Raw genomic sequence first — 26201 nt, forward strand, 5'->3', positions numbered from 1 at the left:
GCATCGCGGCCTCAGCGGTGGCGTCCAGGGCCGGCGAAGGGTGCGGGTTCGGAAGTCGGAGGAGACGCATACTGAGGTTGGCGCTTCAGGGTGACCAGGCCGCCACGAAGCAGCTGACGCCGTCCACGGTCTCGGCGTACAGGAGGCGGTGGGTGGTCAGGTCCCAGTCGGCCCCGTCCAGCAACTGCCAGGGCGAGCGGCCCGAGACCCCCAGTTCACGAGCGAGGCCCGCGTCCATGTTCGGGAAGAACCCGTCCGCGTCACCACTGGCCAGCGCGGCGGCGATGCCCGCGTCGATCTCCTCGGCCTGCGGGTAGGAGTGCCGGGCACCGTCCGCACCGGCGCGGGTCGAACCGTTCCCCAGTACCAGCAGCCCGACCCGGTCTGCCCACCCCGCCAGGTGGACGCCGTCCTCACCGTTCGTTGGCCAACTCCGCGCGTCGTCCACCTCGTAGGCACGTACCGGACCCATCCAGCCCGCCTGCTCCAGCAGCCACGCACCGATGCCGAGCGCCATCGGCAGACTGCTCGCCGGCGCCTCCGCGGGCCGGCCCTGCCCAAGCCGTGTGCTCACGGGAAGCCCGAGGTCCTGAGAGGCCCACAGGGCGCCCTCCTCGTGGAGAAGGGATCGTGTACCCGGACCGACCACAGCCACAATCTCGGGATCCTCAGCGAGTACGGCCGCCACCGCCTCCGCGCACGCCACGCGCAGTTGCTCCGGCGCAGCAGATGCACCCACGTCCGCCGCGAACGCGAGCGGCGGCAGGCAGGGACAGATGGCAGCGGCCACGAGCATGCTCCGTAGCCTAGCCACCGCCTCCAGGCAGTCGCTCCGACGGGCGAGACCGAGTTCGTCACCCTGAAGCGCCGAGGTCAGTAATGGTGGCGTCGGATATTGGAACTCTCCGAATGTCTGCGGTGCGGAGCCGCTCGGGGCGGGCTCAGATGTAGTCGAAGAAGCGGTCCCACCAGGTTCGTGGTTCGAAGCTTGTACCGAGGTTGCTGACGCCGTCGTATCGGGTCCGGAGGAGGTGCTCGGAGACGGTGATGTAGCCGAGTTCTTCGAGTCCGTCGTCGATGGAGCGACGGTCGGCGGTCTCGAAGAGGACGTTCTCTTCCTCCTCGTCGTAGCTGCCGGGATTCCCCAGCGTCACGGCGACGAGGTTGCCGTAGTTGCTGACGGTGATGGCGATGTGGTCGCCGCTGGCTGTCGCACTGGCGGGGATGACGATGGTTCCGTGATGGTTCGCGTCCTGGACGCCCCGATCAACGGTGCAGGTGCAGCGGAACCGCTGGTCCAGCCGGTCTGCCAGTTGATCGAATCGGGCTCGGGTCGCGACGTGGTTGTAGCCCGCAGGGAACTCCAGGTGGTCGGGATCGTCGAGATTCTTCAGCAGGGTCCAGATGTGCTGGTCATCGAGGGGCATGGTCATCGTCTCCGTGTCGGTGAGGATCGTTGCAGGGCCGTCGTACCACCCCAGAATGACTTTCTATAACAGCCCTAGACCTCAGCCACCTACTCAGCCGGCGCCGCGCGCGCCCCTCACGCACGCGTGAAAACGGCGGTTCGGAAGGCTGGCCATCGCAGTGGTGACGGTAAGGCTGTTATAGAAAGTCATTCTGAGAGGACCGGAAAGACGCACCTCCGCAGATTCCTGGCGACCAGGAGCCCCGAGGGAAGGAGTCGGCTCGGTCAGGTACCCGTAGGGAAAGCCACCGGAGAAGGTACCGGCACGAGGCGGATCGGTGATCTCCGGCTCGTGCCAGCCGATTCCCTCCTCCGGGAGCGCCTGGCCGAGGCGGCCGAAGGCAGAGCGGTGACGGTCGAGGCCTTCCGCGTCGTTGCGAGCCTGGTCGTGGAGGAGTCCCACCGATATCGAAAGTCCCACGGGTCGGAGTCTAGGAACGACCTCTGACAGCGACGGGTCCGCCGCCGAGCCGACAGCCCGGCCTTCGGGGAGGATCGGTCCGGGTTCCGGCGGTAGCGGTCGGTCTGCGCCGAGCTGGTTCGGAACGCGGCCGCAGGCGCGGAGTTGCAGGTCGGGGATGTGGTCGTACCGATGGTGGCGCCAGGACCGGCACCCAAGACTTCGAGATCATCTCGCGGCGGCTTGTGGGCGCCCCTGGCCGGACACCAATCGACAACCCGCCTCCGACACCTCTCTGGCCGGCCTGTGACACCCTGGGTCCCATGCACACCCCAGCCGGCGGGCCCACCCCCAAGGAAGAGCTCCCAGTCCTCCACCCCGATCCCGAGCAGGTGCTCACCGACTGGCTGACGACCACCCCGCTCGGCGACAGCGCCCAGCTGAACTACCCGCGCGAGGTCATGCGCTGGATCGCGTACATCGGGGACCGGGTCTGGACCGCCGGCGGCCGCGACATCAAGGACTGGACCGCGGGCGCGGACAACGCCCGCACCCGCGCCTTCCTCGTCAGCGCCGTGCGCGGCTTCTACCAGCACGCCCAGCGCTTCGACCCCGGCATCGTCAACCCCGCCCCCAAGACCCTGCGCCCCTCCGTCGCCGACCTCCCCGGCCGCCCCGCCCTCACCCGCGCCGAGTCCACCCTCTACGTCTCCGCCCTGGACCGCTACAGCGGCCTGATGCCCCACCGCGCCCGCGCGCTCGGCTACCTCGTCCTCGGCCGCGGCCTGCGCGCCCACCAGGCCGTCGCCCTCGACGTCGAGGGCATCGTGCGCGAGCAGCACCGCACCACCGCCCTCGTCACCTTCAAGGGCGGCGGCACCGAGTTCCAGGAACTCCCCCCACCCGTCGCCCTCGCCGTCGAGGACTACCTACCCCACCGCCGCACCGCCGCCCCCCACAGCAGCCCCGAGGCCGGCCCGCTGCTCACCAGCGGCCGCGGCCGCCGACTCGACCCCGCGCCCAGCGTGCGCGACCTCCTGCGCGCCGTCGCCTCCACCCACCCCCAGCTCACCCACCTCGCCGACACCCTCACCGCCGACGGCCTCGCCGCCAGCCCCAACCCCTTCCTCGGGTAGATCCCGCCGCCCGCACCAGGGAGCGCTGGGCGGGACGGGGTGCGGACGGCGTCGAGCACGTCGGTGTCCGGCTGCCGAGGGCGCCCGCAAGGACCCGAATGTCGGCCGGAGCATCCTTTCCCCGTCACGGTGGGGTTCGTGATTCCTGAGTACGTGTCGGCTCTTCGGAGGGCCGTCGGCCCCGACCACCTGCTGTGGCTGTCGGGGGTGGTCGCGGTGGTCCGTGACGGGAACGGACAGGTGCTGCTGCAGCGCCGGTCTGCCGGCGGTCCGTGGACACCGCCGAGCGGAATCGTGGAGCCGGGCGAGGAGCCGGCCGCCGCGGTGGTGCGCGAGGTGGCGGAGGAGACCGGCGTACGGGTGCTGGTGGAACGTCTGGCGCAGGTGGGTACCTCCCCGCAGGTGCGGCACGGCAACGGCGACTTGGCGCAGTACCTGGAACTGGTGTTCGCGTGCCGGCCGACGGGCCCGGGTCTGCGACGACGAGTCGGTGGAGGTCGGCTGGTTCGCGCTGGACGCCCTGCCGCCGATGAGCGGGCGGATGCGGGAGATGGGGGTTGAGGAACATCGGAACGAAAACCGGCGCTAAGCCCTCCCTGCTCTCCGGGGTCCGTTGACCTGCGGTTCCGTGGTGGTTGAACCTTCGGCGGTCGTGTTGATCAACTGCCTGGAGGTCCGGGGTGCCGGTCGAGTTTCTGACGGATGAGCAGGCCGCGGGGTACGCGGCGTTCCGAGGGGCGCCGGCCCGCGCGGAGCTGGAGCGGTTCTTCTTCCTGGACGACGCGGACCGGGAGCTGGTGGAGTCGAAGCGGCGCTCGCACAACCGGTTGGGCTTCGTTATCTGCAGTCCGTGATCCTCTGTCCATCACGTTCAACACGTACGGGTGAAGGCGCCTTCGTCCCGTTCTGGATGGGATTACCTTCCGTCATCCACCACGGATGAGCGGGAGGTTCCATGAGGGTGCAGCGCGTGCTGATGCCGGACTCGGAGACCGAGTCGTGGACGGTGCTGGGGGACGACCACGTACCGATCGTGCCGATCGAGCGCTACCTGGCCTACCTGGCCGCCGTCGAGAAGTCCCCGAACACGGTCAAGGCGTACGCCCACGACCTGAAGGACTGGTTCGTCTTCCTCGCCGGGCGGGGGCTGGACTGGCGGTCGGTGGCGCTGGAGGACGTCGCCGGGTTCGTGGCCTGGCTGCGGCTGCCACCGCGGGCTCGGGACGGCAAGGTCGCGGTGCTACCCACGGTGGAGCACCACTGCGCGGAGTCCAGCGTGAACCGCAAGCTCGCCGCGCTGTCGTCGTTCTGCGAGTTCCACGCCCGCCACGGGGTGCCGCTCGGCGGGCTGATGGTGACGATGCGGCCCGCCGGCCGCCGCGGCCGCGGCTGTTCGTTCAAGCCGTTCCTGGAGCACATCGCCAAGAGCCGGCTGCAGAAGGCCCGCACGATCCGGCTGCGAGAACCCCGGCGACGGCCGAGGGTGCTGTCTGCCGCGGAGGCCCAGGCGGTGCTGGACGGATGCGAGCACCTGCGGGACCGACTGCTGTTCGCGCTGCTGCTGGACACCGGGCTGCGGATCGGCGAGGCCCTGGGGCTTCGGCACGAGGACATCGCTCTGGCCGAGCGGCAGGTGAGCGTCGTCCCGCGCCCGAACGCCAACCGTGCCCGGGCGAAGGCGGGCCGGTCCCGGGACGTCCCGGCCAGCGCGGAGCTGATGCAGCTGTATGCCGACTACCTCAACCGCGAGTACGGCGCACTCGACTCGGACTACGTGTTCGTCAACCTCTGGGGCCGCCCGCACGGCCGCCCGCTCACCTACTCCGCCGCCTACGACCTGGTGGAACGGCTCCGCCGCCGCTGCGGCATCGACTTCGAGCCGCACCAGTTCAGGCACACCTACGCCACCTGGCTCCTGCGCAAGGGCGCCGGCATGGAGAGCGTGAAGGAACTCCTCGGCCACGCCTCGATCACCACCACGATGGACACGTATGTTTTCGGCGGGGTGAAAGAGAGCCACTCGGGCGGTGGCTTCGAGAGCCACTGTGGCCCGTTCGTGAAGGGGATGGACTGCCGTACACGTCCATGATCGGCGGCGAGAACGAGAGCCACCCCTATGGGGCGACTTCTACCGCCGTGGTTGCGGGACGGAGTGTCCTCGGGGAGGTGCTGACGCAAGCCGATAGCTTTGAGGTCCCGGGCCCTCCGACCCGCGTCCCTGACAGGCACGGTCTGAAGGGCCCGGGCGCCGACACCGCAGTCGTCGCTGAATGCTCGGCCACAACAAGGTCCACGCCGAAGCCATCGTCGCGGAGGCCGGGGGCACATGGAGCCGGTACGCCTCCGGAGATCACCTATGGTCACCATCGGGTTCGGCCCGAAGCGAACTGGCGACCGTTGAATAGGCGAACGCCCCAGCGTGGGGGCCCAATCCGAGGCGACGACACAGCCCGGACTTTCCACACACTGCCGCCTTCTCTGAACCAGTCAGGAAAAGATGATCCACGCAGAGAGGGCCGCACCAGCCACCGCGATGGCACACTGCAGCGCAAGCCACAGCATCCACAACTTCTTCTTCTTCTTGCGCAGGTCTGCAGCCGAGTCAACGTTCTTGCGCAGATCTGCAGCCGAGTCAACGTGAGATTTTGACCTCTTATAGAACTTCCAGCTGGCAAGCGCCCCATAGATGCCAAGCGCCAGCATCGAGAGCGTCACGACGAGCATCGACGAGAAGATGATCCACGCAGAGAGGTCCGCACCAGCCACCGCGATGGCACACTGCAGCGCAACCCACAGCATCCACAACTCGATCTCAACCAACCGGGGGAAGCGACCACAATGCTTTCGGCGGGTCTCTTCCCGGTCAGCCTCGATGTCCAGGATGGGGAACTGCACGGCGATCTTCTTACGCAGCTTTCCGGCCTGCGTAGCGTGATAGGCGCTCCTCTCGTGGAACTTCCAGTTGGCAAGCGCCCCATAGATGCCGAGCACCAGTATCGAGAGTGTCACGACGAGCATCGACGGCTGGAGGCCGGTCTTCGCGATGAATCCCAGTCCAGCAGCCACAACAAGAATGATGATGTTCGTCAGCGTCGCCCTCTGGTTCTCATTGTGGCGGTCCGCTTCCAACTGCGCCTTCCAGAGCTCAAGCAGGACATCGATCCGATCAGCCATATCGCTCCCCTTCTCTTCGGTAGCAAGAAAAGTCGGCCCTACCACTCGTCAATTGCCGCTGACGCCACCTTTTCCGGCTTGCTACAGCTGAGCGAAAGGACGTGGCGACTCAGGGCGCCGCCAGCTCACCTGGGAATGTCAGCGAGTAGGCCGGGTCGGAGTCACCGTTTGTTGGTCTGGCGCTCGCTCTGGGTGGTCTGGTAGCGGTAGGATTCGGTGCCGGTCTGAATGAGAGTGCAGCGGAAGGTGATCCGGTCAGCGATGGCCGCGCAGAGCCTGGGGTCGCCGAAGGTCTTGTCCCACTCTCCGAACGGGGAGTTCGTGGCCACTGCGGTCGCCTTGCACTCTTCACGCTCAGTGAAAATCTGGAACAGCAGCTTCGAACCCTTTTTGTCCAGGTTCAGATACCCGAACTCGTCCAGGCATAGAAGATCGACCTTGCTGTAGCGAGCGATTACGGATGACAGCCGGCGCCCGGCGTCTGCCTCGGCGAGTTCGTTCACCAACGCGGACGTGGTGGTGTAGCGGGGGTTCAGCCAAGATGCCTGCAAAAGGGGCCATGACGTGATCTTGGACGTCTGAGCGGCCTTCTCACCCCCGGCCTGCTGTCATCTACCACTGCCCGGTGTTGCCTGTCCCGGGTACGGCGGTTTCGATCTTCGCTCCGAGTCGGGAGTGTGAGCATGCCCGCGCGGGCGGGCGTCGCTCGTATCTGGCATCGGGTCGTGGGGCTTCGGGATGACGTCGATCGAGCGGACCGCGTACCCGCGGTTCAAGCGGCTGATCACCGCGCGTGAGCTGCACCTGTTCTTCTCGCCGGGCCGGGAGGAGGTGGAGTGGGCGGTGGCTCGTACGGACTCCGATGAGCACCAGCTCGCGCTGCTGGTCCTGTTGAAGTCCTATCAGCGGATGGGGTGCTTCCCGCGGTGGGAGGAGGTTCCGGAGCTGGTGGTCGACTTCGTACGGCGGGCCGTGGAGCTGCCGGAGGGCGTGGTGGCCGGCTACAGCGCGGAGAAGACCGCGAAGAACCACCGGTCGCTGGTGCGTCAGCGGGTCGGAGTGGTGTACGACGCCGGGCGGGCCCGCAAGGTGGCCGAGGAGGCGATCCGGGCGGAGGCCGCCTCGAAGAACAACCCGGCGGACCTGATCAACGTGGCGCTGGAGCAGCTGGTGCGGGCCGGCCTGGAGCTGCCGGCGTTCTCCACCCTGGACCGGATGGCGATGAGCATCCGCACGGAGGTCAACGGCGACATCTTCGCCCGGGTCGCCGGGCGGATCGGGCAGGACGATCGCACCGGGCTGCTGCGGCTGGTGACGGTGCTGGGGCTGGACCGCAAGACGGTGTTCAACCAGCTCAAGCAGTCCGCTCAGCGGGCGACCTGGTCGAACATGAAGAAGCTGGCCGAACACCGGAAGTGGGTGGACGGGCTGGGCGACACCGAGGCGTGGCTGGAGGGCCTGGCGGCGGCGAAGATCGCGGACTTCGCCGGTGAGGCCGAGGCGGCAGACGCGGGCGTCCTCCAGGACTACGCGGAGGCCAAGCGGATCACGCTGATCGCGTGCCTGGTCCACAAGTCCCGGATGCGGGTGCGCGACGACCTGACGACGATGTTCACCAAGCGGGTGGCCATCAAGTCGAAGCGGGCCCGCACCGAGCTGGAGGAGATCCGCAGCCAGCAGCAGGCGATCGTGGAGGGCCTGGTCGCCAACTACCGCACCCTTCTGCGGCAGGTCGACAGCGACGGGCCCGCGCAGACGGCGCGGGCGAAGGCCGGCGCGCTGACCAAGGAGACCCTGGACGCGCTGGAGGGCCTGGACGAGGAGTCGGGGGCCTCGGAGGTGAACCGGCGCCTCAAGCGCCGGGTTGCGGCGGCGTTCCTCAAGCTGGCCGAGGGGCTGATGGTGCAGTCCAACGGTCTGTTCAGTGTGACGTCGGCGGTGGACGGCTTCGGCGGGTTCGACGCCCAGTACTCCCAGATTGAGAAGGTCTCCGCCCACCACGGCGACAACTGGGAGGTGCTGCTGCACGGGCACCTGAAGGCCGACCGGGCGGTGATGCTGAACCTGCTGGAGAGCCTGGACCTGGTGGCCACCAGCGAGGACAGCCGGGTACTGGACGCCTTCAACCACCTGCTGCGGTTCCGCAACTCCCGCGACTACATCCCGGTGCGGGGCCAGGACGACGAGGGCCACGACACCGGCACGGTGGACATCCGCTTCGCCACCCAGAACTGGCAGAAGATCGTCCGCGACCGCACCCGGCCGGGCTCGTACGTGCGCCGGCACTTCGAGGCGATGGTGCTCTTCAACCTCGCCGAGGAACTGCGGTGCGGCGACATCGCAGTCACCGGCTCGGAGGAGTACGCCGACTGGAGCCAGCAACTGCTCCAGTGGCCGCAGGTGGAGGCCGCGCTACCGGAGTACCTGGTCGAGGTCGGCTTCCGGGAGCCCAACGACGAGCGGCCGTTCGACGCGGCGGCGTTCGTCGCCCAGCTGCGGGAGCGGCTCACGGCAGCCGCGGCAGCCGCCGATTCCGGCTACCCGGAGAACGAGGGCCTGGTCATCGACCCGAAGACCGGGGTGCCGACGCTGGAGAGGTACCGGGCGGACGAACGCCGCCCGAGCGCGGTGAAGCTGGAGCAGGCCATCAAGTCCCGGCTGCCCGAGCGGTCGCTGCTGGGGGTGCTGGCCCGCACCGCGTACTGGATCGAGTGGTGGCGGCGCTTCGGGCCGGCCTCCGGGCACGACCCCAAGCTCAAGGACGCCTTCGGCCGGTACGTCATCACGACCTTCGTCAACGGCATCAACATGGGCCCCTACGAGGCGGCCCGGCATATCAACGGGGTGAGCGGGCACGAGCTGTCCGCCACGGCCAACCGGCACTTCTCCATCGCGAAGCTGAACCAGGCGATCACCGACGTGGTCAACGCCCACGCCCAGCTGGACATGTCCCGGGCCTGGGGCGACGGTACGGCGGTGGCCGCCGACGGCACCCACATGGACACCTACCTGAACAACCTGGTCGCCGAGACCTCAGTGCGCTACGGCCGGGCCGGCGGCATCGCCTACCACCACATCGCCGACACTTACATCGCGCTGTTCACCCACTTCATCCCCTGCGGGGTCTGGGAGGCGGTCTACATCATCGAGGGGCTGCTGAAGAACGAGTCTGAGATCCAGCCGACCACGATCCACGCCGATACGCAGGGCCAGAGCTACCCGGTCTTCAGTTTGGCCCATTTGTTGGGGTTTGAGCTGATGCCGAGGATCAGGAACTGGAAGGACCTGGTGTTCTTCCGCCCGACCAAGCAGACCTCCTACGTGCACATCGACTCCCTGTTCGGCGAGGCCGGCCGCAACGTCATCGACTGGGACCTGATCGAGCAGCACTTCAAGGACCTCATGCGCGTCGCCCTGTCGGTGCGCGGCGGCAAGGTCTCCTCCGTCCTACTGCTGCGGCGCCTGCGCTCGGGCTCGCGAAAGAACGCCCACTACGCGGCGTTCCGCGAGGTCGGGCGGGTGATCCGCACCGTCCAGCTGCTGCGGTATCTGACGGACCCGCAGATGCGCCGGCGGGTGACGGCAGCGACGAACAAGGTCGAGGCGTACAACGGGTTCTCCGAGTGGGTTCGTTTCGGCAATCGCGGTGTCATCACCGACAACGACCCCGTCGAGCAGGAGAAGGCGGTCAAGTTCAACGCCCTGCTCACCAACTGCCTGATCTTCCACAACACCCTGGACATCGCCCAGGCGGTGCGCGAGCTGCAGGGCGAGGGCTGGAAGGTCGACCCGGAGGACCTGGCCGAGGTCTCGCCCTACCTGACCGAGAAGATCATGCGCTTCGGCGAGTATTCCACCCACGAACTCGACCTTCCCCCGGAGGCATACGAGCCGCACCTGGACATCGACTTCGCCAAACTCGACCTGCCGGAACAGGAGGAGCCGGCGGCGGCCGACTGAGATTGCCGCCTATCGGCGCCCGGGCTTGCTCGACAGGCCAGTACGCCGGAGGGCGGCCCCGGCTGCCTTGCCTGGACCGGTAACGACTGATGCTGCCGGTCCAGGCAAGGGGCGACCCTCTACTTGACGGTAAAGCGATCTGCCACCAGATCGAGACTCTCGATGGCGACTTCGTTGCTGACGGCGTTGAAGTCGGGAGCGGTGAGATTGATCGGGAAGGCATTGACGACGTTCCAGGTGACGAACAATTCAGTGCCGGCGTCGTCGGTGAGGCTGATCGAGATGTCGCGTTTGCCGATGACCGTGTCGTCGGTGGGGTCGAGCCAGCGGGCGAGCTCGGCCTGGTCCTGGAGGCTGCCGTCCGTGAACGTGATCACGTGGCCGTCGGCGGACTCGGGCGCCGGCGGGACGGCTTCGATGCCGGCCTTGGCGGCGATCTCCGGAGGGATTTCCAGCCCCGACACCGAAGCGAACGCCAGTTCCTGGTCTCCGATGGTGACCTTGAACCTGTAGGCGGGGGTGGGGTCTTCGTTCTCATTGAGCGTCATGATGCGATCATGCCAGGGGCCCTGTTATCCCCGAGGGTGATTGCCGGATATCCACTCTTCGGGGTGACTCCCATAAATGACCCTTTCCGGGAGCAAGATCGGAAACGGTCGCCGGGGGCGGCGCGGATGCCCGATCGGTTCTCAGAACTCGTTCTCACTCAAGTGGCGACGGACCCCTGTTCTGGGAATGGTTTGTGAGAGGATTTCGGGCGTGACGGACCCTCAGGACACCATCGAGAGCGACGCCGACGACGTCGAGCGCCACGACTGCCCGCGCTGCGGCGTCCAGCCCGGCTCGCCCTGCCGCTCGCGCTCGGGCGCCGTCGCCGGGATCTACCACACCGGCCGCTTCAAGAAGGTGGCCCGGCTCGCCAAGTTGCTGCGGGTGCCGACCCCGGCCGACCGCGGCCCCGGCCAGCCCTGGCGGCCCGGCACCCCGCCGCCGGCCGCGCCCGAGACGGACACCCCGGGCGCGGACATCCGCATCGGGTACGCGCGGTGCAGCCACCTCACCCAGGAGCTCCAGTCGCAGCTGGACGCGCTCAGCGCGCACGGCATCCCGCGCGACAAGATCTTCTCCGAGAAGATCAGCACCCGCATCCGCGTCCGCCCCCAGTTCGAGGCCGCGCTCACCCTCGCCCGCGAGATCAAGGCCCACGCCCCGCACTGCCGGGTGCTGTTCACCGTCTACGAGATGAAGCGCCTCGGTCGCGACGCCGCCGAGCTCACCGCGCTGGCCGACCACCTGACCGCCCACGGCCTGGTCCTGGAGATGTTGGCCGGCCCTCTGCCCGGCATCTACGACCCGTCCGGCCCCGGCCGGATGCTGTTCGGGTTCTTCGCCGCCATGGCCGAGACCGAGCGCGAGAGCATCCGCGAAGCCACGCTCGAAGGACTCGACGCCGCCTCCCGCAAGGGCAAGCACGGCGGCCGGCCGCCCGTCATCACCGACGACATGCTGCACACCGTGCTGCGGCGCCGGGCAGCGGGCGAGTCCGTCGAGAAGATCCGCCCCGACCTGATCATCCCCACCGGCAAGCGCAAGGGCCAGAACCCCGGCCTCGCCAGCATCTACCGGGCACTCGCCGAGCACGAACGAGCCCAGGCGTACCCCGAAGCCGTCGAGCAGGCTCACGCCGACTTCGCAGCCCTGCCCGCAGAAGAGATCCCCCGTCCCCGGCCCGCCGCGGCAGGCCAGCTCGCCAACTGAGGCACGCGACCGGGCCCGTCACCCCACCAAGATCACGTCATGGCCCCTTTTGCAGGCATCTTGGCTGAACCCCTAGCGGACACTCAGCCCGGCCTCGGCGATCGCAGTACCGATACCGATCAGCAGATGTGACTTGCCGGTGCCGGAGTCGCCGATCAGCACCAGCGGGCGCCCCTGCTGTACCCAGGCGGGGGACTTGAGGTCCGAGACGACCTCCGGTGAGACGTTGGGGTTCTTCTCGTAGTCGAAGTCCTCCAGCCGTTTGGGCCGCGGGAACCTCGCCGAGCGGACCAGCCTCTGCTGTCGGCGAACGTCACGGTCGGCCACCTCGACCTGCAGCAGGTCGAGGAGGAACTGCTTGTAGGTCGCCTGCTCGCGTCGGGCGGTGGCGGCCAGTTCCACGAACCGCTCTCGGAACGCCGGCAGACGAAGCTCCCGGCAGGCTTCATCGATCAGCGCGTCCTCCGGATCACCGGGCAGCGGCATCCGCCTCGGGGGCACGTGCTCAGCGGCTGGTTCTGCGGTCTTGGTCGGGGTCATGCGCTCGTGCCCTTCCGTCTTGTGGCCTGGGTGTTCTTGACCGGCGCGAGCAGCCGGTCGTACTTGGTCATGTCCGGCAATGAGGTACGGGTGTCAGGCGGAAGGCGCCGGGCGTGCAGGGAGATCACCGTGGCCCCCTCGCTCGCCTTGACGGCCTCGCCAGGGCTGCTCGCTTCGTCGTCGAGCCTGACGCCGGGGTTCTCCTCGTTGCCGAGGTCGAGGACGCTTTCCTCGCTGTCTTCGATCGCTTTGCGGGCCTCGATCGCCACCAGGTCGGTGCTGACCGACCCGACCTTGAGGACGGTGGTCATCCCGGCGATCACCGCGTGGGCGGGCAGCTGCCGGTGCAGCAGCAGAACCTCGATCAGCATCCGGGTGCCCTCCCGGTCCCCGGCCTTTCTCTTGGCCGCGGCCCAGAACGCCTCATGCGTCTTGGTGAAGCCGCCCTCCGCCCTGGCCTGCGCGAGCGCGGAGGCCCCGGCGAATGCTCCCGGCTTGACGAGCAGGATCTCCAGGTAGTGGTCCAGGATGTCGTGGTAGGTATAGCGCCTGGTCAATCGTGGGTGGCAGGCCACCACGTGACGGCCGTCGTAGATCCACAGCTCGTTCGCCCGCAGCTTCACCCGCACCTTCATGCCGATGAACTTGGCGGGCACCGAGTAGTAGCACTGGCGGACGGTGACCCGCCCGTTGCGGTGGACCACCGGCGTCAGGTCGATTCCGCAGTCGTAGCTGTCCGCTGGCAGCGGACGAAGTAGGCCGCGCTCCTGCTCGAAGTCGAACCCGATTGAGGTCGGTCGGCCATGGATGTGCCGGGCGTCCTCCGCCGCGTCGATCGCCGCCAGGCGCTCGTTCAGCTCTGTCAGGGAGTCCACCTCAGGCGGCGGGACGAGGTGCTTGCGTCTGTACCGGCCACCCTCATGCTCGACGCCGCCCTTCTCGTGGGCTCCTTGCTCCCCCGGGGTGCAGTAGAAAGCCGAGAATCCATACCAAGATCGAAATGCGGCCCACCGAGCTGACTCCGTGCGGGAGCGCCCGAACAACACCTGCTTCACCGCAGGCTTGAGGTTGTCGTAACGAATGTGGACGGATGGCACTCCGCCCAGCACCTCGAACGCCTCCACATGCCCCTCGAAGAACGCCTCCTGCGAAGCGGTGGCGAACACGCGGTGGACGGCCTTGCCGGAATACGACAACCGCAGCGTGAACAGCACGCACTTACGGCGTTGCCCTGCCAGCTCAAGCCACACGTCCGCGAAGTCGACCTCCGCCTCCTGGCCGGGCAGCTTGGTCTGCGGGACAGTGCCCTCCAGGTGCCGACGGCCCTCCTTCGCTTCCAGCACCAACTCCGGGCGTCGCTTGCGCACGTAGTCTCGCACCGTCGAGTACGCCGCGAGCTCGAAATCGTGCTCAGCGGCCAGGCGCTCCCGAATTCGGTCGACTGTGTGCCGCTGCTTGCTCGGTGCCTCCAAATCCGAGCGCAACATCGCGTCGATGAAGCCCTTCACCGGCTCCAGCACGCTCTTGCGCGGCGGCGGCTTCTTCCGCTTCGCCGGCACCGGACACACAAGCGCCTTCGCAACCGTGTTCCGCGACACCCGATACCGCTGGGCCAACTCCCGCCCCGACACCGTCGGGTCCAGACGCTTGTCCCGGCGGATCCGCTCAAAGATCCACTCACGCGACCTGTACACACCGGTCTCCTGACACGACCGTGATCAACAAGCAAAGCGTGAGCGGCCAAACAGCCCAAACAAGTCATTACGCCGAAAGCGGCATGTCACACACCATCACATCGGGTGGCTCCCAATCTCACCGCCCGACCGGTGGCTCCCGGAACCGCCGCCTCACCGGCTCTACTTCAACCCGCCAGAAACAACACGTACGGCCACCTCACCGTCGAGGACGCGCGCCGCACGCTGGAGGCCGCGGGCTGGTTCACCGGGCGGGAGGTGCGGCTGTGACCGTCACGCCCCTGCGCACAGGCCCGATCGGCGGGCCCGGCTTGTTGGAGAAGCTGCAGGCCGAAGTCCGTCCGGAGTTCCGCGTCGACGTGCTGGTCCCCGCCCCGGAGGACCCGGTGCTCGGCTGGAAGCGCTGCCCGGTACCGGGCTGCGACCGCGCCGCGCACGAGCAGGGCATGTGCACCGGTCACGCCCAGCGGTGGCGCCGGATCGGGCGCCCGGAGATCGCCGTGTTCCTGGCCGACGCGGGACCGCCGTTGCGCGGGCTGGCCGAGCTCACCCACTGCACCGTCCCAGGCTGCCGCTTCGGGGCGTCCGGCAAGGGACTGTGCGCGCGGCACCGCGACAAGTGGTCCCGCTCCGGCAGCACCGACCCCGCCGCCTGGGCGGCGCTGCCGGGCACCGACCGCGCCGAATGCGACCTGCCCTGGTGCACCTTGTGGGCGGAGAACCCCGCGAACGCGTTCTGCAAGAGCCATCACATCCGGTGGCGCCAGGACGGCGATCCGCCCATCGAGGACTTCATCATCGAGTGCCGCTCTTTCGGCCGGCCCCGCGTGGACTTCCGCGCGCTCGCGCCGCAGCTCAAGCTGGAGTTCCAGTACGCCGTTCAAGCCCGCCGCGACGAGCAGACCGTCACCGCCCCGGCCCGCCTGATCCAGGCCGCCATCCGCAGGGCTCAGCAGGAGAAGGTCGCCTCCCTGCTGGACTACTCCGCCGAGCGGTGGCACCGGATCGCCGACCCCTACCAGCACCGCGGCGCCTCCGGCGGCTACGGCAAGCGCCTGGTGGCGTTCCTGCTCTACGCCCGGGACACGGTCGAGACCCTACGCGACGGCGCGGGCTGGGAGATCGAGTACGCCCGCGACGTCTGGCGGCTGGGCAAGCTCGCCGGGCTCAACCGCAGCGCCAGCCGGCCCCGTCCCCGCAGCGAGCTGCGGTTCGACCGCATCGGCCAGCCCTGGCCGCGTGTTCTGGCGAAGCGCTGGATTCGGCTGCGGCTGTCGTCCGGCCTGAACGTCAACACGGTCACCGGCGACATGCAGGCCCTGACCCGGTTCAGCGAGTTCCTCGCCGCCGTCGGTCCCGCGGTTCGCGGCCTGGGCGACGTTGAGCGGCCCCTACTGGAGCGCTACCTGGCCTGGCTCACCGACCTCCCGGGCGGGCTCAGCGCGAACGAGGGCCGCGTCAACGGCCTGCACCTGTTCTTCCAGGCCATCCGCCAGCACGGCTGGGACACCTCGCTGCCGACCAGCGCCGCGTTCTTCACCGGCGACTGCCCCCGGCGCCGCACGCGGCTGGCCCGCCACCTGGCCGAGCACATCATGACCCAGGTCGAGCAGCCGGCGAACCTCGACCGGTGGTCCGACCCGTCCGCCCGGCTGATCACCCTCATCCTGATCCGCTGCGGCCTACGGGTCTCCGACGCCTGCACCATCCGGTTCGACTGCCTGCTCCACGACGGCCAACGCGCCCCTTACCTGCGCTACTTCAACAACAAGATGAGCCGGGAGGCCGCCGTCCCCATCGACGAGGAGATCGAGGCCGAGATCCGCAACCAGCAGCAGCGCGTCCTCCAGCGCTGGCCGGGCGGCAACCCGCACCTCTTCCCCCGGCCGAAGGGCAACGCCAGCGGGAAGCACCACTTCTCCCCGGACAGCTACCGGCAGATGCTCAAGCGCTGGCTCGCCGAGTGCGACGTCCGGGACGAGAACGGGCTGCCCGTCCACCTGACCCCGCACCAGTGGCGGCACACCTTCGCGACTCGGCTGATCAACCGCGACGTCCCGCAGGAGGTCGTCCGGGTCCTCCTCGACCACGACTCGCACCAGATGACGGCCCATTACGCGCGGATCACCGACCAGACCGTGCGGCGCCGCTGGGAGGCCGCCACCAAGGTCAACATCAAGGGCGAGCGGGTGACCATCGCCCCAGACGGACCGCTGGCCCAGGCCGAGTGGGCCAAGACCCGCTACAGCCTCGCCACCCAGACCCTCCCCAACGGCTACTGCGGACTGCCCGTTCAGAAGACCTGCCCGCACGCCAACGCCTGCCTGACCTGCCCTGTCTTCCTCACCGGACCAGAGTTCCTGACCGAGCTCCAGGCCCAGCGGGGGCGGACGCTGACGCTCATCGACAACGCCATGGGCTGCGGCCACCAGCGGGTGGCCGAGATGAACGAACAGGTCCTGACCAACCTCGACCGGATGATCACCGAACTCGAAGCCGACGGGCCGCAGGAGGCCGCCGATGCGAGCTGACAACTCCCCGCACATCATCGCCGCCGCCCGGCAGCGGGCCGCAGCGACCAGGGAGCGGGCGATCGCCGCCCTCCGGCGCATGGACACTGCCGGACAACCCGCCACCTTCGACGCCGTCGCACGCGAGGCCGGCGTCTCCCGGTCCTGGCTCTACACCCAGCCCGATCTGCGGGCCGAGATCACCAGCCTGCGCGACCGGCACGGGCCGGCGCCCGTGGCACCCTGGATCCCTGCCCAGCAGCGCGCCTCGGGCGCGTCCTTGCTCCGGCGGCTGGAGGCGGCGACGGAACGCAACCGCGAACTTGAGGCGGAAGTGCGCGACCTGAGGGACCGGCTCGCCCGCGCACTCGGTCAGCAGCGGGCCGCCGCAGTCACCTCTTCGAGCGAAAGGACCGGCGTCGGTCACCGGTTGGCGAAATCAATCGGTCCCTGCTGATCCAACACAACGCAGTCTTGCGGCATGCTCAGGGATAGCCGCTATCTTCTCAGCCATGATCGAGTGGGGGAGGCGTCTCGGACGCCGTGGCTGCTGGTTCTCATGGAGGAACCTTGAGGAAATCATTCAGGTGCTGGAGGAGGAAGTTCCACACGGTCAGCTGGAGATTCGGCACTCCGCGACGAACGAATCCACTCAGGGTGGTGTGAGCACCAGGACCCAACAGACACGACGTTGGGCCACGCTCGCAGACTTCAAAACAGACGTGTCGGGAGCCGCCACGCTCCGTGATCTTGTTATCGAACGAGGACCAGCCCCTGACGGCCGACACATCTGCATCGAGATCGGTGAGACAGCGAAGTCCTGGCGCCCAGGAGGCATGCATGCCCGCACGTATGCCAACGTGAATGGCGGGACGGATGCCTGGCAGCTGGGGGTCGCGCGCCGCCTCGGGGACGTCCTTCGCGAAGCGTGGTTCTTGGGTCCTCGCCTGGACAAGTGGGTTGGCCACGTTCAGTCGGCCCTGCTCTTCACTGCAGTTATTGGCATCGTCTTCTACTTCCACTCGACCGGTAGCTGGGTTGGCCTTGGGGCCGCCATCATGGCTCTCGCCATTTACAAGATCGAGAAGTATCTCGCCCGGGCGATGCTGATCAACGACCCGAAGGGGCTCCTGAAGTTCGTTGCACATCGACGCGCGAACCATCGCCCCGCTGGCAGTCCTTGGTTCGGTGGTGCCGCCCTCATCTGGACCGTCCTGGGCGGTGTCGCCGGAGTAATTGGTACCGTCCTTGCCATCTTCCAGGCCGTCTTCCAACACGGCTGAAGCCCTCGACCGCACCGGCGGGCGCACCCAGTGTCATGTCTCCTCGCCTGGCCGCAGCCCCGAGAGGATGTCGCCGAGGCCAGGCGGGCAGTGGCACGCAGCCTTCTTGGGAGGCCGTCGAGCGCGAGGCTGGTGTCTGGCGGCCTTGACTCTGCCCTGTGCGGACCTACAGGCGCCGAGATCAAGTACCTGCGGGCGCGGCAGGTACACCGGCTGAGGTCGCCTCTTCGAGTGAAAAAGGCAGCACCGGCCGCCAGCCGGTGAAGGACATCGGCCCTACTGATCCAGTCCGTCATCGACATCGGCCACCACGCAATGTCCCAGATCAGAGCACTGTCCGGCTCTGCGACTGAAGATAAGCTTCGCGGCCCAGCTGACGACGGTGCGCTACCTCGGGGTGTTCCTTGACGACCCGACCGACGTGCCGGTGGAGGTCGCGGAATACCTGGCCGAGCAGCTGGACATCGAGGACGCCTCGGTGTTGGAGGCGTACGGCGAGCGGGAGAACACCCGGCTCGACCACGTGCGCGAGCTGCAGCGGCTGCTGGAGTACCGGGAGTTCGCCGAGGTCGAGCCGGAGCTGCGGACGTGGGTGGACGCGCGGGCGTGGACGACCGGGGAGGGGCCGAAGGCGCTATTCGACGCGGCGGTGGGCTGGCTGCGCGAGCGGCGGGTGCTGTTGCCGGGGGTGACGACGCTGGAGGGCAGCCGGAATACGCCAGAAACGTGCCGTAGGGGTCAACCCCGACGGCGGGCGGCGGGGTCGCGCTCAGCGACGTGCCGGGCGACCGCGTCGACGCCGGGGCGAGCGTAGCGTTCCAGGGACCGTACGGAGGCGTGGCGGGAGCGGGCCAGCAGCATCGGCGTGGACGTGCCGTTCTCCGCGTCGTGCGTCAACGCACTGTGCCTGAGCCGGTGCAATGTCCATCCCGCCAGGTCCTCGACGTCCTCGGGCCGGGCAAGCGGGTTCGCCAGCAGCCGGGTGGACTCCTCGAAGATCTCCTCCCCCCGGCGGTAGGAGAGCCGGGCCCGGCTGGTCTCCTCGCACACGTCCAGCGTCGCGGTTCCGGCTGGGGCCTTGCGACCGGTCAGGAACAGGGGCCCGCAGGTGCGGCCGGCGATCAGGCGGGGCAGGAGCTGGGCGGTGCCGGACTGCCAGTGGATCCACTCGGTCGCGCCGCCCTTGGCGGTGATCTTGCCGCGCTTGTCCTGCGGGTACAGGTCTTCCACGTTCAGGCACAGGACCTCGTCGGCCCGTGCGGCGGACTCGTAGAGCATCTTCCAGAACGTCTTCTCACGCAATGAGACGTCCAGCCGCCACAGGGCAGCGATCTGATTCTCCGCCAGGGCCTTGGTGCGGTCCGGCGGCGCCGGCCGCCGCTCGATGCCGATCGTGGGATCGCCTTCGATCCAGCCCTGGCGCTGCCACCAGCCGATCGCCTTGCGCGCGATGGACAGTTCCCGGTTGACGGTGTCGGCGTCCATCTCGTCCGCCCGCGCCGCCGCCAGTTCGGCCAGCACCTCCGGCAGCGCCGGGTCGTCGATCGCCGCGACGAGGAAGACGGGCGGCTTCGCGCCCCGGCGGGCGGGTCCGGTCGGCGCGGGTTCGCCGGTGAGCATCCACCCCCACGTCGTCAGCGAGATCCGGTAGATCCGCGCGGAGGACTTGGCGATGCCCGCGCCGGTGAGATACCGCTCGACCGTCGCGGTGTACGACGCCGCCGGGGCGGACAGCGGCATCACTCGGGCGCGCGGCAACCGAAGCACGCCCCCGGCCCCGAGTTTGGTCACTGGTTCGATCGTCACGCCCGCCCCGCCCCACTCAGCGCTGCCGCAGTAAATGCGTACACCTCACCCCGGTGGCCGGAACACCCCGCCGCAGGTCGTGGTGATCACGGTAGGGGCTCTGCCGCAGTAAATCCGGTGTTTACTGCGGCACCACCCTGACGAGCCAACAGGTGCGGGAGGTCCGGTAAGCAGAACCGCCGCTCATGCGTTCCCTGCACGGTGTCATACCGTCACGACGCCCTGTGTGCTCCCATGAATGGTTGGCGTGGCGTTGGCGACACGGGATTCATCCTGGAACGCTCGCCGCCTTCGAAGCGCCACCGGCCCGCTGTGTCGTCAACGTTCACCACGCTCAGCTGACCCACTGTCGGATTCGATGAGATGCGGCATCCCCGATATCAGTACCGTCCGCGCCTCCGCCTATTCCAACAGGTTCGCCTTTCTCATCTTGTCAAGAAGTGCGTTGAAATCATCCTTCAGCTGGTCAATGCTAGTCGCATTCGACTTCGTCTGTTTTTCCGCGCGCTGTGGAAGCGGTACAATGCACCATTTGTTTTCATCCAAGTCATAGAGTGTCATCCACTCTAGGTGATTGTCGTCAGTCAACGCTTCAACATGCTGGGGCACGTCCCGGTTCCAGGACGGCGGCTGACTTGGACCGGAGACCTTGTTGTGCGGGTCCAACGGGTCATCGGGTTTGTACGCGTGCAGCAGATACACGAAGCCATTGACGGGCGTCGGCTTGACGATATCTCCAATCTGATAGTGCGTCCCGCTAGCCCAGGAAGAAGCCGCTGCCCCCCTTCCACACGCAGCCTTTACCGTCCACCCAATCTCGTCTGGGTCCGTTTGACCTCTGACGGCGTTGACAAGCAGATCACCCGGACGGTAGAAGTTGCAGCTACCCACACGGGTATTGTAGGGATTTCCGCCAGTCACAACACAGATTCGCCGCTCGCCGTAGACGTAGTTTCCAATCCAGGCTTCCGGAAGCATCAGCGCGCCGGGAAACGGACCGTTTTCATACGCGGTTTGATAGTACGTCGGAGGGAAAGACACCCCACTAATAAGGGACACTGCAACCCTGCCCTTGATAGCCGCGGGCGCTGTCTGGACTTGGGTGCGGAAGAGGGAGTCCCCCGCGAGTTGCAACTTGCCGTCCACCGTCACGATCTGAAAATCATGAATGATCGTGGGATCCTCACCATAGCTGCCGAGGGTGTTGGACGTTGTGACCTGAGGCTCATTTTTTCTCACACATTTCCACACCAAACCATCGAGCTCTTTCAGCTCTGCACCGACCACCGGCGGGAAGTCAGGCATGCCCTTCTTTTCGGGAGGTAGGCCGTTCACTCCACGAGTATGCCCGGCGCGAATTGCTCGATATACGTATCCGTTCCCGGGTCCCTTCTGGGGCGTCTGCTCCTCGCCTTCCTCGATATCGACCCCCGCATCGGCGATCCAATACTTGTGCACTTTGGAATAGTCATTTACCACGCGGAGTGCAGAAGGTCCCTTGCCGAGAGAATTGAAGCCCCAAAACACCGAGTCGGAGGTAGTGTCTATATCGCCTCCAATGACAGCGGTATTCCTACTCTTGAATACCGATGGTGCATCGGCTTCGGCGTAGCAGCCGACGTACACGGAGGGCCTCGATTTGCCGTCACAGCTATAGTTTCGGCGTCGGTTTGCTGCAGTGTGACACGAAACGAAGGTGGAGCCAAATCGCGAATTGTCGCAAATTCCATCACGCCCATTTGATGTGGCATCGACGTTCATAACTAGTATGGTACTGGCGTTGTCGTTGCCCAGGCTGCCGATGTCGAGCCCATTTTGGCCATTGCTGGTAAGGCGGCAATCACGTATCTGCACGCCGCTGGCGTTAACCACCGGTGCGACCTCGCTTGAGGATATCTCTATCCCGTTACGCCTGAAACTGACAACGCTCATTCTCTCAATGCATGCGCCGGTCGCCATAACCCGTATACCATCCATCTGCGGAGCCTGGAAGGTGGCGGCAGGCGTCCCTTGAGCGGGGATCGAATGGAGGGCGAGCTGACGAAGCACAGCATAGTCCGCACGGCCGCGAGGGGGCGTCATGGCCAATCCGGTTGCATAGCCCACCAGGGCAATTGCGCAATAAACGGTCTCCCCGCCGACTGCACCTATTTTGAGCTTGAAATTTCCGGTGACATCTGCGAGTATGCGACTGGTTTCGTCATGATAGGCAAGGCCGGCCCCCTCCAGAATGCAACCGTTTGAGATAACGAGAGGCTTCTTAATGCGGTATTCTCCCGGCGGGAGGTAGACGACACTGCCGTCAGTAGTGCCGAGTCGCATCGCGCAGTCCAGGGCGCTTTGGATCGCGTCCGCGTCGTCGGCGTTTTCGTCGGTTTTGCCGTTTCCCACTGCTCCGAAGTCGAGCACGCTCAGGCGCGTGTCGCGGCGGGGGCGGATTGTCACCGTGCCTGAAGCATCGCAGTCGCCGATCCAGTTCGGAGCGCTCACGCATTCCTTACTTGTAGCGCGGACGAGCTGTCCCGAACTGTCGACGCCAACCGCGCCGGACTTACCACCGTCGGAGCCCAGGCTGCGAAGGGTGAAAACACCACTTATTTGAACTTTGACGTTGTGTGGGGGATCCACCGTTTCCAGCGCGACCCCGAAGAACGGACTGGTATGCAACTTCTCCGTCTCGATAGCAGGGGTGACGGTGCCTGATCCTGTGGTGCGGACCGCCTGGCCGGCTGTGATGCGCTGTGCGGCTTTCATGTTTTCGATGTCCATCGGAACGTCCCTGCCGTCGAGGCTTCGTCGGTCGGACGGGTCGGCGTGAGCGCGGCCGAAGCGCGCGAGCACCCGACCTCGGGGGCGAAGGTCGGTATCCTTCGGCGGTGCACGCAACACAACACCGTTTGGGGGCCTCTTGCACTATTCGCCCTTTCCACGCTAGGCGTGATCACCAGCCTGCGCACTTCGCCAAGGCTCGATGGCCGTCCCGACCGCGATCATGTTGATCAGGGCCGAGTGCATCCACGGCCGGGAGTTCGCCGCCAAGGGCCGGCTCCAACTCCCTGGCCAGTACCACACCGCAGCAGTTGGGAGCACGATGCCGACGTCGGCGACGTGAGCGTCTTCCTCGGGATGGCCGTCCGCAAGACCGCTCACCAATGGCCACGGACTCATCCCGGCCGGCAATAAGGTCTTCGACAAGCAGCTGCCCAACAGTGAGCCGAAGCTGCGGGCCGTCTTCGACAAGGTGGTTGCAGAGCGCGCCATTGGAGCTCGGGTGCCCTTTCGGCTGTACTGGCGCAGTTCATGGCATGGACCACACCGTCAAGCGGCCATCCGCAGCCGCCCTACCGCTTCGTTCTCGGGCGGCTCCATGTCCAGGTGCCAGGTACCGAAGCGGCGGGTCTTGCTGGTGATGTACGGGGTGACGGTGGCCAGGTCCACCGGGTCCACCTCCCACCCCTCGTCGATGAGGTCATTGGCCACCTTCGTAATGTCCACCGCGGTATGAAAAATGAGGCAGTTCGCCAGCAGCTCGTTGAACTTGATGCTCTTCTCCTGGTGGTCCGGGTCGTTGTCCTGGAGCACGTCGGAGGCGAACATCAGCCAGTTGCTGAACTTGTGGAACGCCTCGAATTTGTTCGTCATCGCCTGGATCGACTCGCGCAGCTCGGGTTCCGACAAGAACCTGAGGAGCACGATCGTCCTCATGACCCGGCCGAGTTCGCGGTACGCCTGGTAGATGCGGTTGCGCCTGGACTCGTTGCCCAGCCTGCGCAGCAGCGCGGCCGAGGACAGCCGCCCCTCGCGGATCGACAGCACCACGCGCATGAGGTCCTGCCAGTGGTTCTCGATCAGCCGCCAGTTGATGACGTCCTTCTCCGGGTCGCCGAACAGCGGGTCGATGTGCTGGTACTTCATCGTGGCGCTGGGCCGGTAGAAAGTCAGGTCCTTCCAGTTGCGGATGCGCGGCAGCAGCTCCACCCCGAGCATGTGCGCGAGCCCGAAGACAGGCAGCGACTGGCCTTGCGTGTCTCCGTGGACGATGTCCACGGTCACCTCGGACTGGTTCTTCAACAGGCCCTCGAACAGATACACCGCTTCCCACACGCCACACGGGATGAAGTGGCTGAAGAGCGCGATATAGGTATCGGACACGTGCCTCATCGAGATGCCACCAAATCCCCCATACCGGATGTGGGACTCGGCCAGCATGTTGTTCTCCCAGGTGTCGTACTGGGAGCCGTCGATCCCGGCCTTGCCGACATCGCCCCACACGTGCGCCAGGTCGAGCTGAATGAACATGTCGATCACGTCCGCCGAGGCGGCGTTCAGCTTTTCCGCGGTGATGTGCTGATTGCCCGCCAGTGACAGCTCGTGCACCGAGACCTTCTGCCGCATGTGCCGGGCGACCTGCGCGGGCCCCGCGTTCGTCCCGTAGCAGAAGACCGTCAGGACATAGCGGGCGAGTTTGTCGCGGATCTTCGGATCGCTTCCGGAGGCCGGGCCGAAGTGCCGCCACCACCGGATCCAGTACGCAGTGCGGGCGAGCACGTCCAGCAGGCTCCACTCCGGCAGCCGGCGCAGGATCTCCGCCTCCAGGTCCTGCGCGGACTTACGGCGGTCCTTGCCCTTGCGCGGGGTGAGCACGATCTTCCCCGACGCGGTGTCGATGGTCAGGTCCGCGTTGTCCGGGTACCCGGCGTCCACCTTCGCGGCCGTGGCGGTGAGCTTCTGCTTCAGCGCCGCGGTGAACGCCGGGGCGGTGGCGGGCAGCCCAGCCTGCTCGCAGTAGTCGGCAACCAGCGGCTCGCACGCCTGCCAGGACAGCAGCTGATCGTGCAGGTCGGCGTACGACTCCGAGCCGATGACCGCCACGTCTCCGGTCCGCAGCTCCTGGGTGAGGTAGAAGAGCGTGCACACCTCGAAGTGCCGCCGGTTGATCTTCCCCGGCTTGTGCTTGTCGAACAGAATGCGCTGCCACATCTGCGAGGCGAAGTCGGCCGAGACCGTCTTCGTCTTCTCGGCGCCGTCCTCCTGGGCGACTGTGTAGGTCACCGGCACCCACTGGCTGCCGCGGTGCCGCATGGCCTGGCAGAACCCCACCGCCTGGAGCACCGTGTCGTCGGTGGAGGTGGCAACCATCGACAAGGTCTCGGTCAGGTCGAGCAGAACCTTACGGTGGCTGCGGAAGTGCCGCCGCATCAGCGGCGCGTAGTTGTCGCCGTGGTGGGCGGAGACCAGTTCGTGGTCCTCCGAGAGCTTGGCCAGCCCGCCGGCCTTTTCCAGCCGCTCCAGCACCGCCTTGCCGCACTCGGCGTGCACCGCGTTCTGCTTGCGGACACTGGTGGGGACGGTGACCGACTCCCCGTCGAAGCCGACCGCGTCCCTGGCCGCCTCCAGCACCTCGCCCAGCACCGCGATCAGCCGCTCGGACTCCGCCCGGTGCCGCTCACGGATCCTCTCCAGATCCTCCTTTGCCTTCTTCGTGATCGACCCCATGCGCTTGCACAGCATCGTCACCAGCTCGTCCCGGGCCCGCACCTTCGCCATGTGCAACAGACTCGCCAGCAGCGCACACCGCTTCACCATGCCGACCTTGGACATCTCGGCGGCGTCCAGCACCTTCGCCTGCCCAGCGAAGTGCTCCACCTTCCCCGGCGGAACCCCCTGAAGCCATGTCGCCGTCGCACCCATCGCTTCCAGCCTGTCCAGGTGGGCAAGGTGCTCGCGCAGGTGGGAGACCGTCGGCGCCTTCGCCGGGCGCTTCAGCTCGTCGAACCTGCTGCGACCGCCCGCAGGCACCCGCAGCAGTCCCAGCAACCGGGCGCGGTCGACCTCGTCCATCCGCGACACGATCGCTGCGAAGAAGTCCTCGTTCGCCTCGGTCCTGATCGCCGAGGCCATCTCGTCCAGCGTGCTGTAGCCGGGCAGCTCCATCCTCGCCTTGACCAGCTTCTCCAGCGCCACGTTGATCAGGTCGGCCGGGTTGTCCTTGGTCTGCACGGCCTCCCTAATCGCCACTGCAGCGACCTCCCGGGCCTTCTCCATGTCGTAGACCACGCCGATCCGTTCACGGATGAAGTCCCGCTGCCGCGCAGCCGTACGCACCGAGTCGTGCCGCGGTGACACGCTCTCGTCCTGCTCCAGCAGACCGCGCACATGCCCGACCACCAACTCCGGCACCTCGCCCAGATCCGGGAAGTAGCCCAGCTTCTGGTAGCTCTTCAGCAGCACTACCAGCGCCAGCAGATGCTCCGGCGAGCGCGCCTTGCCTCGCGCCCACGCCACCTCGGCCGTGCCGGGGGTGAACGCCTCGTGCAACTCGCGAGAGGAGATCGTGCGCTTGAACCGCGGATACGCGGTACGTTCCACCGAAGCCATGCGCCGCATGATCCCGGCCGCTCACTCATACGAAGCACACGCAGCCGAGTCGATCACAGACACCTCAAGCACATGACCAGGGAAGAAGCCCCAG

21 protein-coding genes and 3 pseudogenes are annotated in these 26201 nt (G+C 67.0%); 13 read left to right on the plus strand and 11 right to left on the minus strand.

Features of this window, described 5'->3' with window-relative positions; genetic code table 11:
- Positions 1-85 precede the first annotated feature (85 nt).
- The 3 genes from ACFWJ4_RS13655 to ACFWJ4_RS13665 form a co-directional block, all read right to left on the minus strand.
- Positions 86-574: a hypothetical protein gene (locus ACFWJ4_RS13655; protein ID WP_380543010.1), complete on the minus strand. Its 489-nt coding sequence runs from the start codon at positions 572-574 to the stop codon at positions 86-88.
- A 367-nt stretch (positions 575-941) separates the two neighbouring features.
- Complete coding sequence (locus ACFWJ4_RS13660) at positions 942-1433, minus strand: hypothetical protein (protein WP_380543013.1); 492 nt, start codon at positions 1431-1433, stop codon at positions 942-944.
- A gap of 87 nt (positions 1434-1520) precedes the next feature.
- Complete coding sequence (locus tag ACFWJ4_RS13665; protein ID WP_380543016.1) at positions 1521-1889, minus strand: hypothetical protein; 369 nt, start codon at positions 1887-1889, stop codon at positions 1521-1523.
- A 302-nt stretch (positions 1890-2191) separates the two neighbouring features.
- Here ACFWJ4_RS13665 and ACFWJ4_RS13670 point away from each other — a divergent pair, with 302 nt between their 5' ends.
- The 4 genes and pseudogenes from ACFWJ4_RS13670 (at position 2192) to ACFWJ4_RS13685 (ending at position 5093) form a co-directional block, all read left to right on the plus strand.
- The gene (locus ACFWJ4_RS13670; protein WP_380543018.1) at positions 2192-3004 is read left to right on the plus strand and encodes a hypothetical protein; all 813 of its coding nucleotides are present in this window, start codon (positions 2192-2194) and stop codon (positions 3002-3004) included.
- 138 nt (positions 3005-3142) lie between these two features.
- The gene (locus ACFWJ4_RS13675; protein WP_380543021.1) at positions 3143-3565 is read left to right on the plus strand and encodes an NUDIX domain-containing protein; all 423 of its coding nucleotides are present in this window, start codon (positions 3143-3145) and stop codon (positions 3563-3565) included.
- Between the two features lie 119 nt (positions 3566-3684).
- Positions 3685-3846: pseudogene (locus tag ACFWJ4_RS13680) on the plus strand (DUF4158 domain-containing protein); the annotation flags it as partial.
- 113 nt (positions 3847-3959) lie between these two features.
- Complete coding sequence (locus ACFWJ4_RS13685; protein ID WP_380543024.1) at positions 3960-5093, plus strand: tyrosine-type recombinase/integrase; 1134 nt, start codon at positions 3960-3962, stop codon at positions 5091-5093.
- 398 nt (positions 5094-5491) lie between these two features.
- On the opposite strand, the gene ACFWJ4_RS13690 is transcribed toward ACFWJ4_RS13685, so the two are convergent.
- Positions 5492-6178, minus strand: a complete 687-nt coding sequence (locus ACFWJ4_RS13690; RefSeq protein ID WP_380543027.1) for a hypothetical protein — start codon at positions 6176-6178, stop codon at positions 5492-5494.
- Positions 6179-6339: 161 nt separating this feature from the next.
- Positions 6340-6729: an ATP-binding protein gene (locus ACFWJ4_RS13695; RefSeq protein ID WP_380543029.1), complete on the minus strand. Its 390-nt coding sequence runs from the start codon at positions 6727-6729 to the stop codon at positions 6340-6342.
- Positions 6730-6916: 187 nt separating this feature from the next.
- Between ACFWJ4_RS13695 and ACFWJ4_RS13700 the strand changes: the two genes are divergently transcribed.
- Entirely contained in the window at positions 6917-10138 is a 3222-nt protein-coding gene (locus ACFWJ4_RS13700; RefSeq protein WP_380543032.1) for a Tn3 family transposase, read from the plus strand.
- Positions 10139-10257: 119 nt separating this feature from the next.
- Here ACFWJ4_RS13700 and ACFWJ4_RS13705 read toward each other — a convergent pair whose 3' ends face one another.
- Positions 10258-10686 (minus strand): phage tail protein, encoded by a 429-nt coding sequence (locus ACFWJ4_RS13705; protein WP_380543035.1) that lies wholly within the window; start codon positions 10684-10686, stop codon positions 10258-10260.
- A 211-nt stretch (positions 10687-10897) separates the two neighbouring features.
- Between ACFWJ4_RS13705 and ACFWJ4_RS13710 the strand changes: the two genes are divergently transcribed.
- Positions 10898-11896, plus strand: a complete 999-nt coding sequence (locus ACFWJ4_RS13710) for a recombinase family protein (RefSeq protein ID WP_380543038.1) — start codon at positions 10898-10900, stop codon at positions 11894-11896.
- Between the two features lie 72 nt (positions 11897-11968).
- Here ACFWJ4_RS13710 and ACFWJ4_RS13715 read toward each other — a convergent pair whose 3' ends face one another.
- Complete coding sequence (locus ACFWJ4_RS13715) at positions 11969-12436, minus strand: ATP-binding protein (protein ID WP_380543041.1); 468 nt, start codon at positions 12434-12436, stop codon at positions 11969-11971.
- A complete protein-coding gene (gene istA / locus ACFWJ4_RS13720; protein WP_380543044.1) occupies positions 12433-14130 on the minus strand; it encodes an IS21 family transposase in 1698 nt (565 codons plus the stop codon). The genes ACFWJ4_RS13715 and istA overlap by 4 nt, the downstream gene beginning before the upstream one ends.
- Positions 14131-14235: 105 nt before the next feature.
- On the opposite strand from istA, the gene ACFWJ4_RS13725 reads away from it, so the two are divergent.
- The 5 genes and pseudogenes from ACFWJ4_RS13725 to ACFWJ4_RS13745 form a co-directional block, all read left to right on the plus strand.
- Positions 14236-14400, plus strand: coding sequence for a hypothetical protein (locus ACFWJ4_RS13725; RefSeq protein WP_380543046.1), 165 nt, complete (start codon positions 14236-14238; stop codon positions 14398-14400).
- Positions 14397-16661: a tyrosine-type recombinase/integrase gene (locus tag ACFWJ4_RS13730; protein WP_380543049.1), complete on the plus strand. Its 2265-nt coding sequence runs from the start codon at positions 14397-14399 to the stop codon at positions 16659-16661. The genes ACFWJ4_RS13725 and ACFWJ4_RS13730 overlap by 4 nt, the downstream gene beginning before the upstream one ends.
- A complete protein-coding gene (locus ACFWJ4_RS13735) occupies positions 16651-17097 on the plus strand; it encodes a DUF6262 family protein (protein WP_380543052.1) in 447 nt (148 codons plus the stop codon). Before ACFWJ4_RS13730 ends, ACFWJ4_RS13735 begins: the two co-directional genes overlap by 11 nt.
- A gap of 55 nt (positions 17098-17152) precedes the next feature.
- A complete protein-coding gene (locus ACFWJ4_RS13740; protein WP_380543055.1) occupies positions 17153-17923 on the plus strand; it encodes a hypothetical protein in 771 nt (256 codons plus the stop codon).
- Positions 17924-18275: 352 nt separating this feature from the next.
- Positions 18276-18623: pseudogene (locus ACFWJ4_RS13745) on the plus strand (DUF4158 domain-containing protein); the annotation flags it as partial.
- Positions 18624-18661: 38 nt separating this feature from the next.
- Here ACFWJ4_RS13745 and ACFWJ4_RS13750 read toward each other — a convergent pair.
- Together ACFWJ4_RS13750 and ACFWJ4_RS13755 are read right to left on the minus strand one after the other, a co-directional pair.
- Positions 18662-19714 (minus strand): tyrosine-type recombinase/integrase, encoded by a 1053-nt coding sequence (locus ACFWJ4_RS13750; protein ID WP_380543058.1) that lies wholly within the window; start codon positions 19712-19714, stop codon positions 18662-18664.
- 417 nt (positions 19715-20131) lie between these two features.
- Complete coding sequence (locus ACFWJ4_RS13755) at positions 20132-22498, minus strand: glycosyl hydrolase family 28-related protein (RefSeq protein ID WP_380543061.1); 2367 nt, start codon at positions 22496-22498, stop codon at positions 20132-20134.
- 202 nt (positions 22499-22700) lie between these two features.
- Here ACFWJ4_RS13755 and ACFWJ4_RS13760 point away from each other — a divergent pair, with 202 nt between their 5' ends.
- Positions 22701-22841 carry a hypothetical protein gene (locus ACFWJ4_RS13760; RefSeq protein ID WP_380543064.1) on the plus strand — a complete coding sequence of 47 codons (141 nt, stop codon included), beginning with the start codon at positions 22701-22703 and terminating at the stop codon, positions 22839-22841.
- 14 nt (positions 22842-22855) lie between these two features.
- Positions 22856-22982: pseudogene (locus ACFWJ4_RS13765) on the plus strand (IS110 family transposase); the annotation flags it as partial.
- A 65-nt stretch (positions 22983-23047) separates the two neighbouring features.
- On the opposite strand, the gene ACFWJ4_RS13770 reads toward ACFWJ4_RS13765, so the two are convergent.
- The gene (locus tag ACFWJ4_RS13770) at positions 23048-26107 is read right to left on the minus strand and encodes a Tn3 family transposase (protein ID WP_380543067.1); all 3060 of its coding nucleotides are present in this window, start codon (positions 26105-26107) and stop codon (positions 23048-23050) included.
- Between the last annotated feature and the right edge of the window lie 94 nt (positions 26108-26201).

This window comes from Kitasatospora sp. NPDC127067 (assembly GCF_042724755.1).
In the GTDB taxonomy this organism is placed as follows: Bacteria; Actinomycetota; Actinomycetes; order Streptomycetales; family Streptomycetaceae; genus Kitasatospora; species Kitasatospora lactacystinica.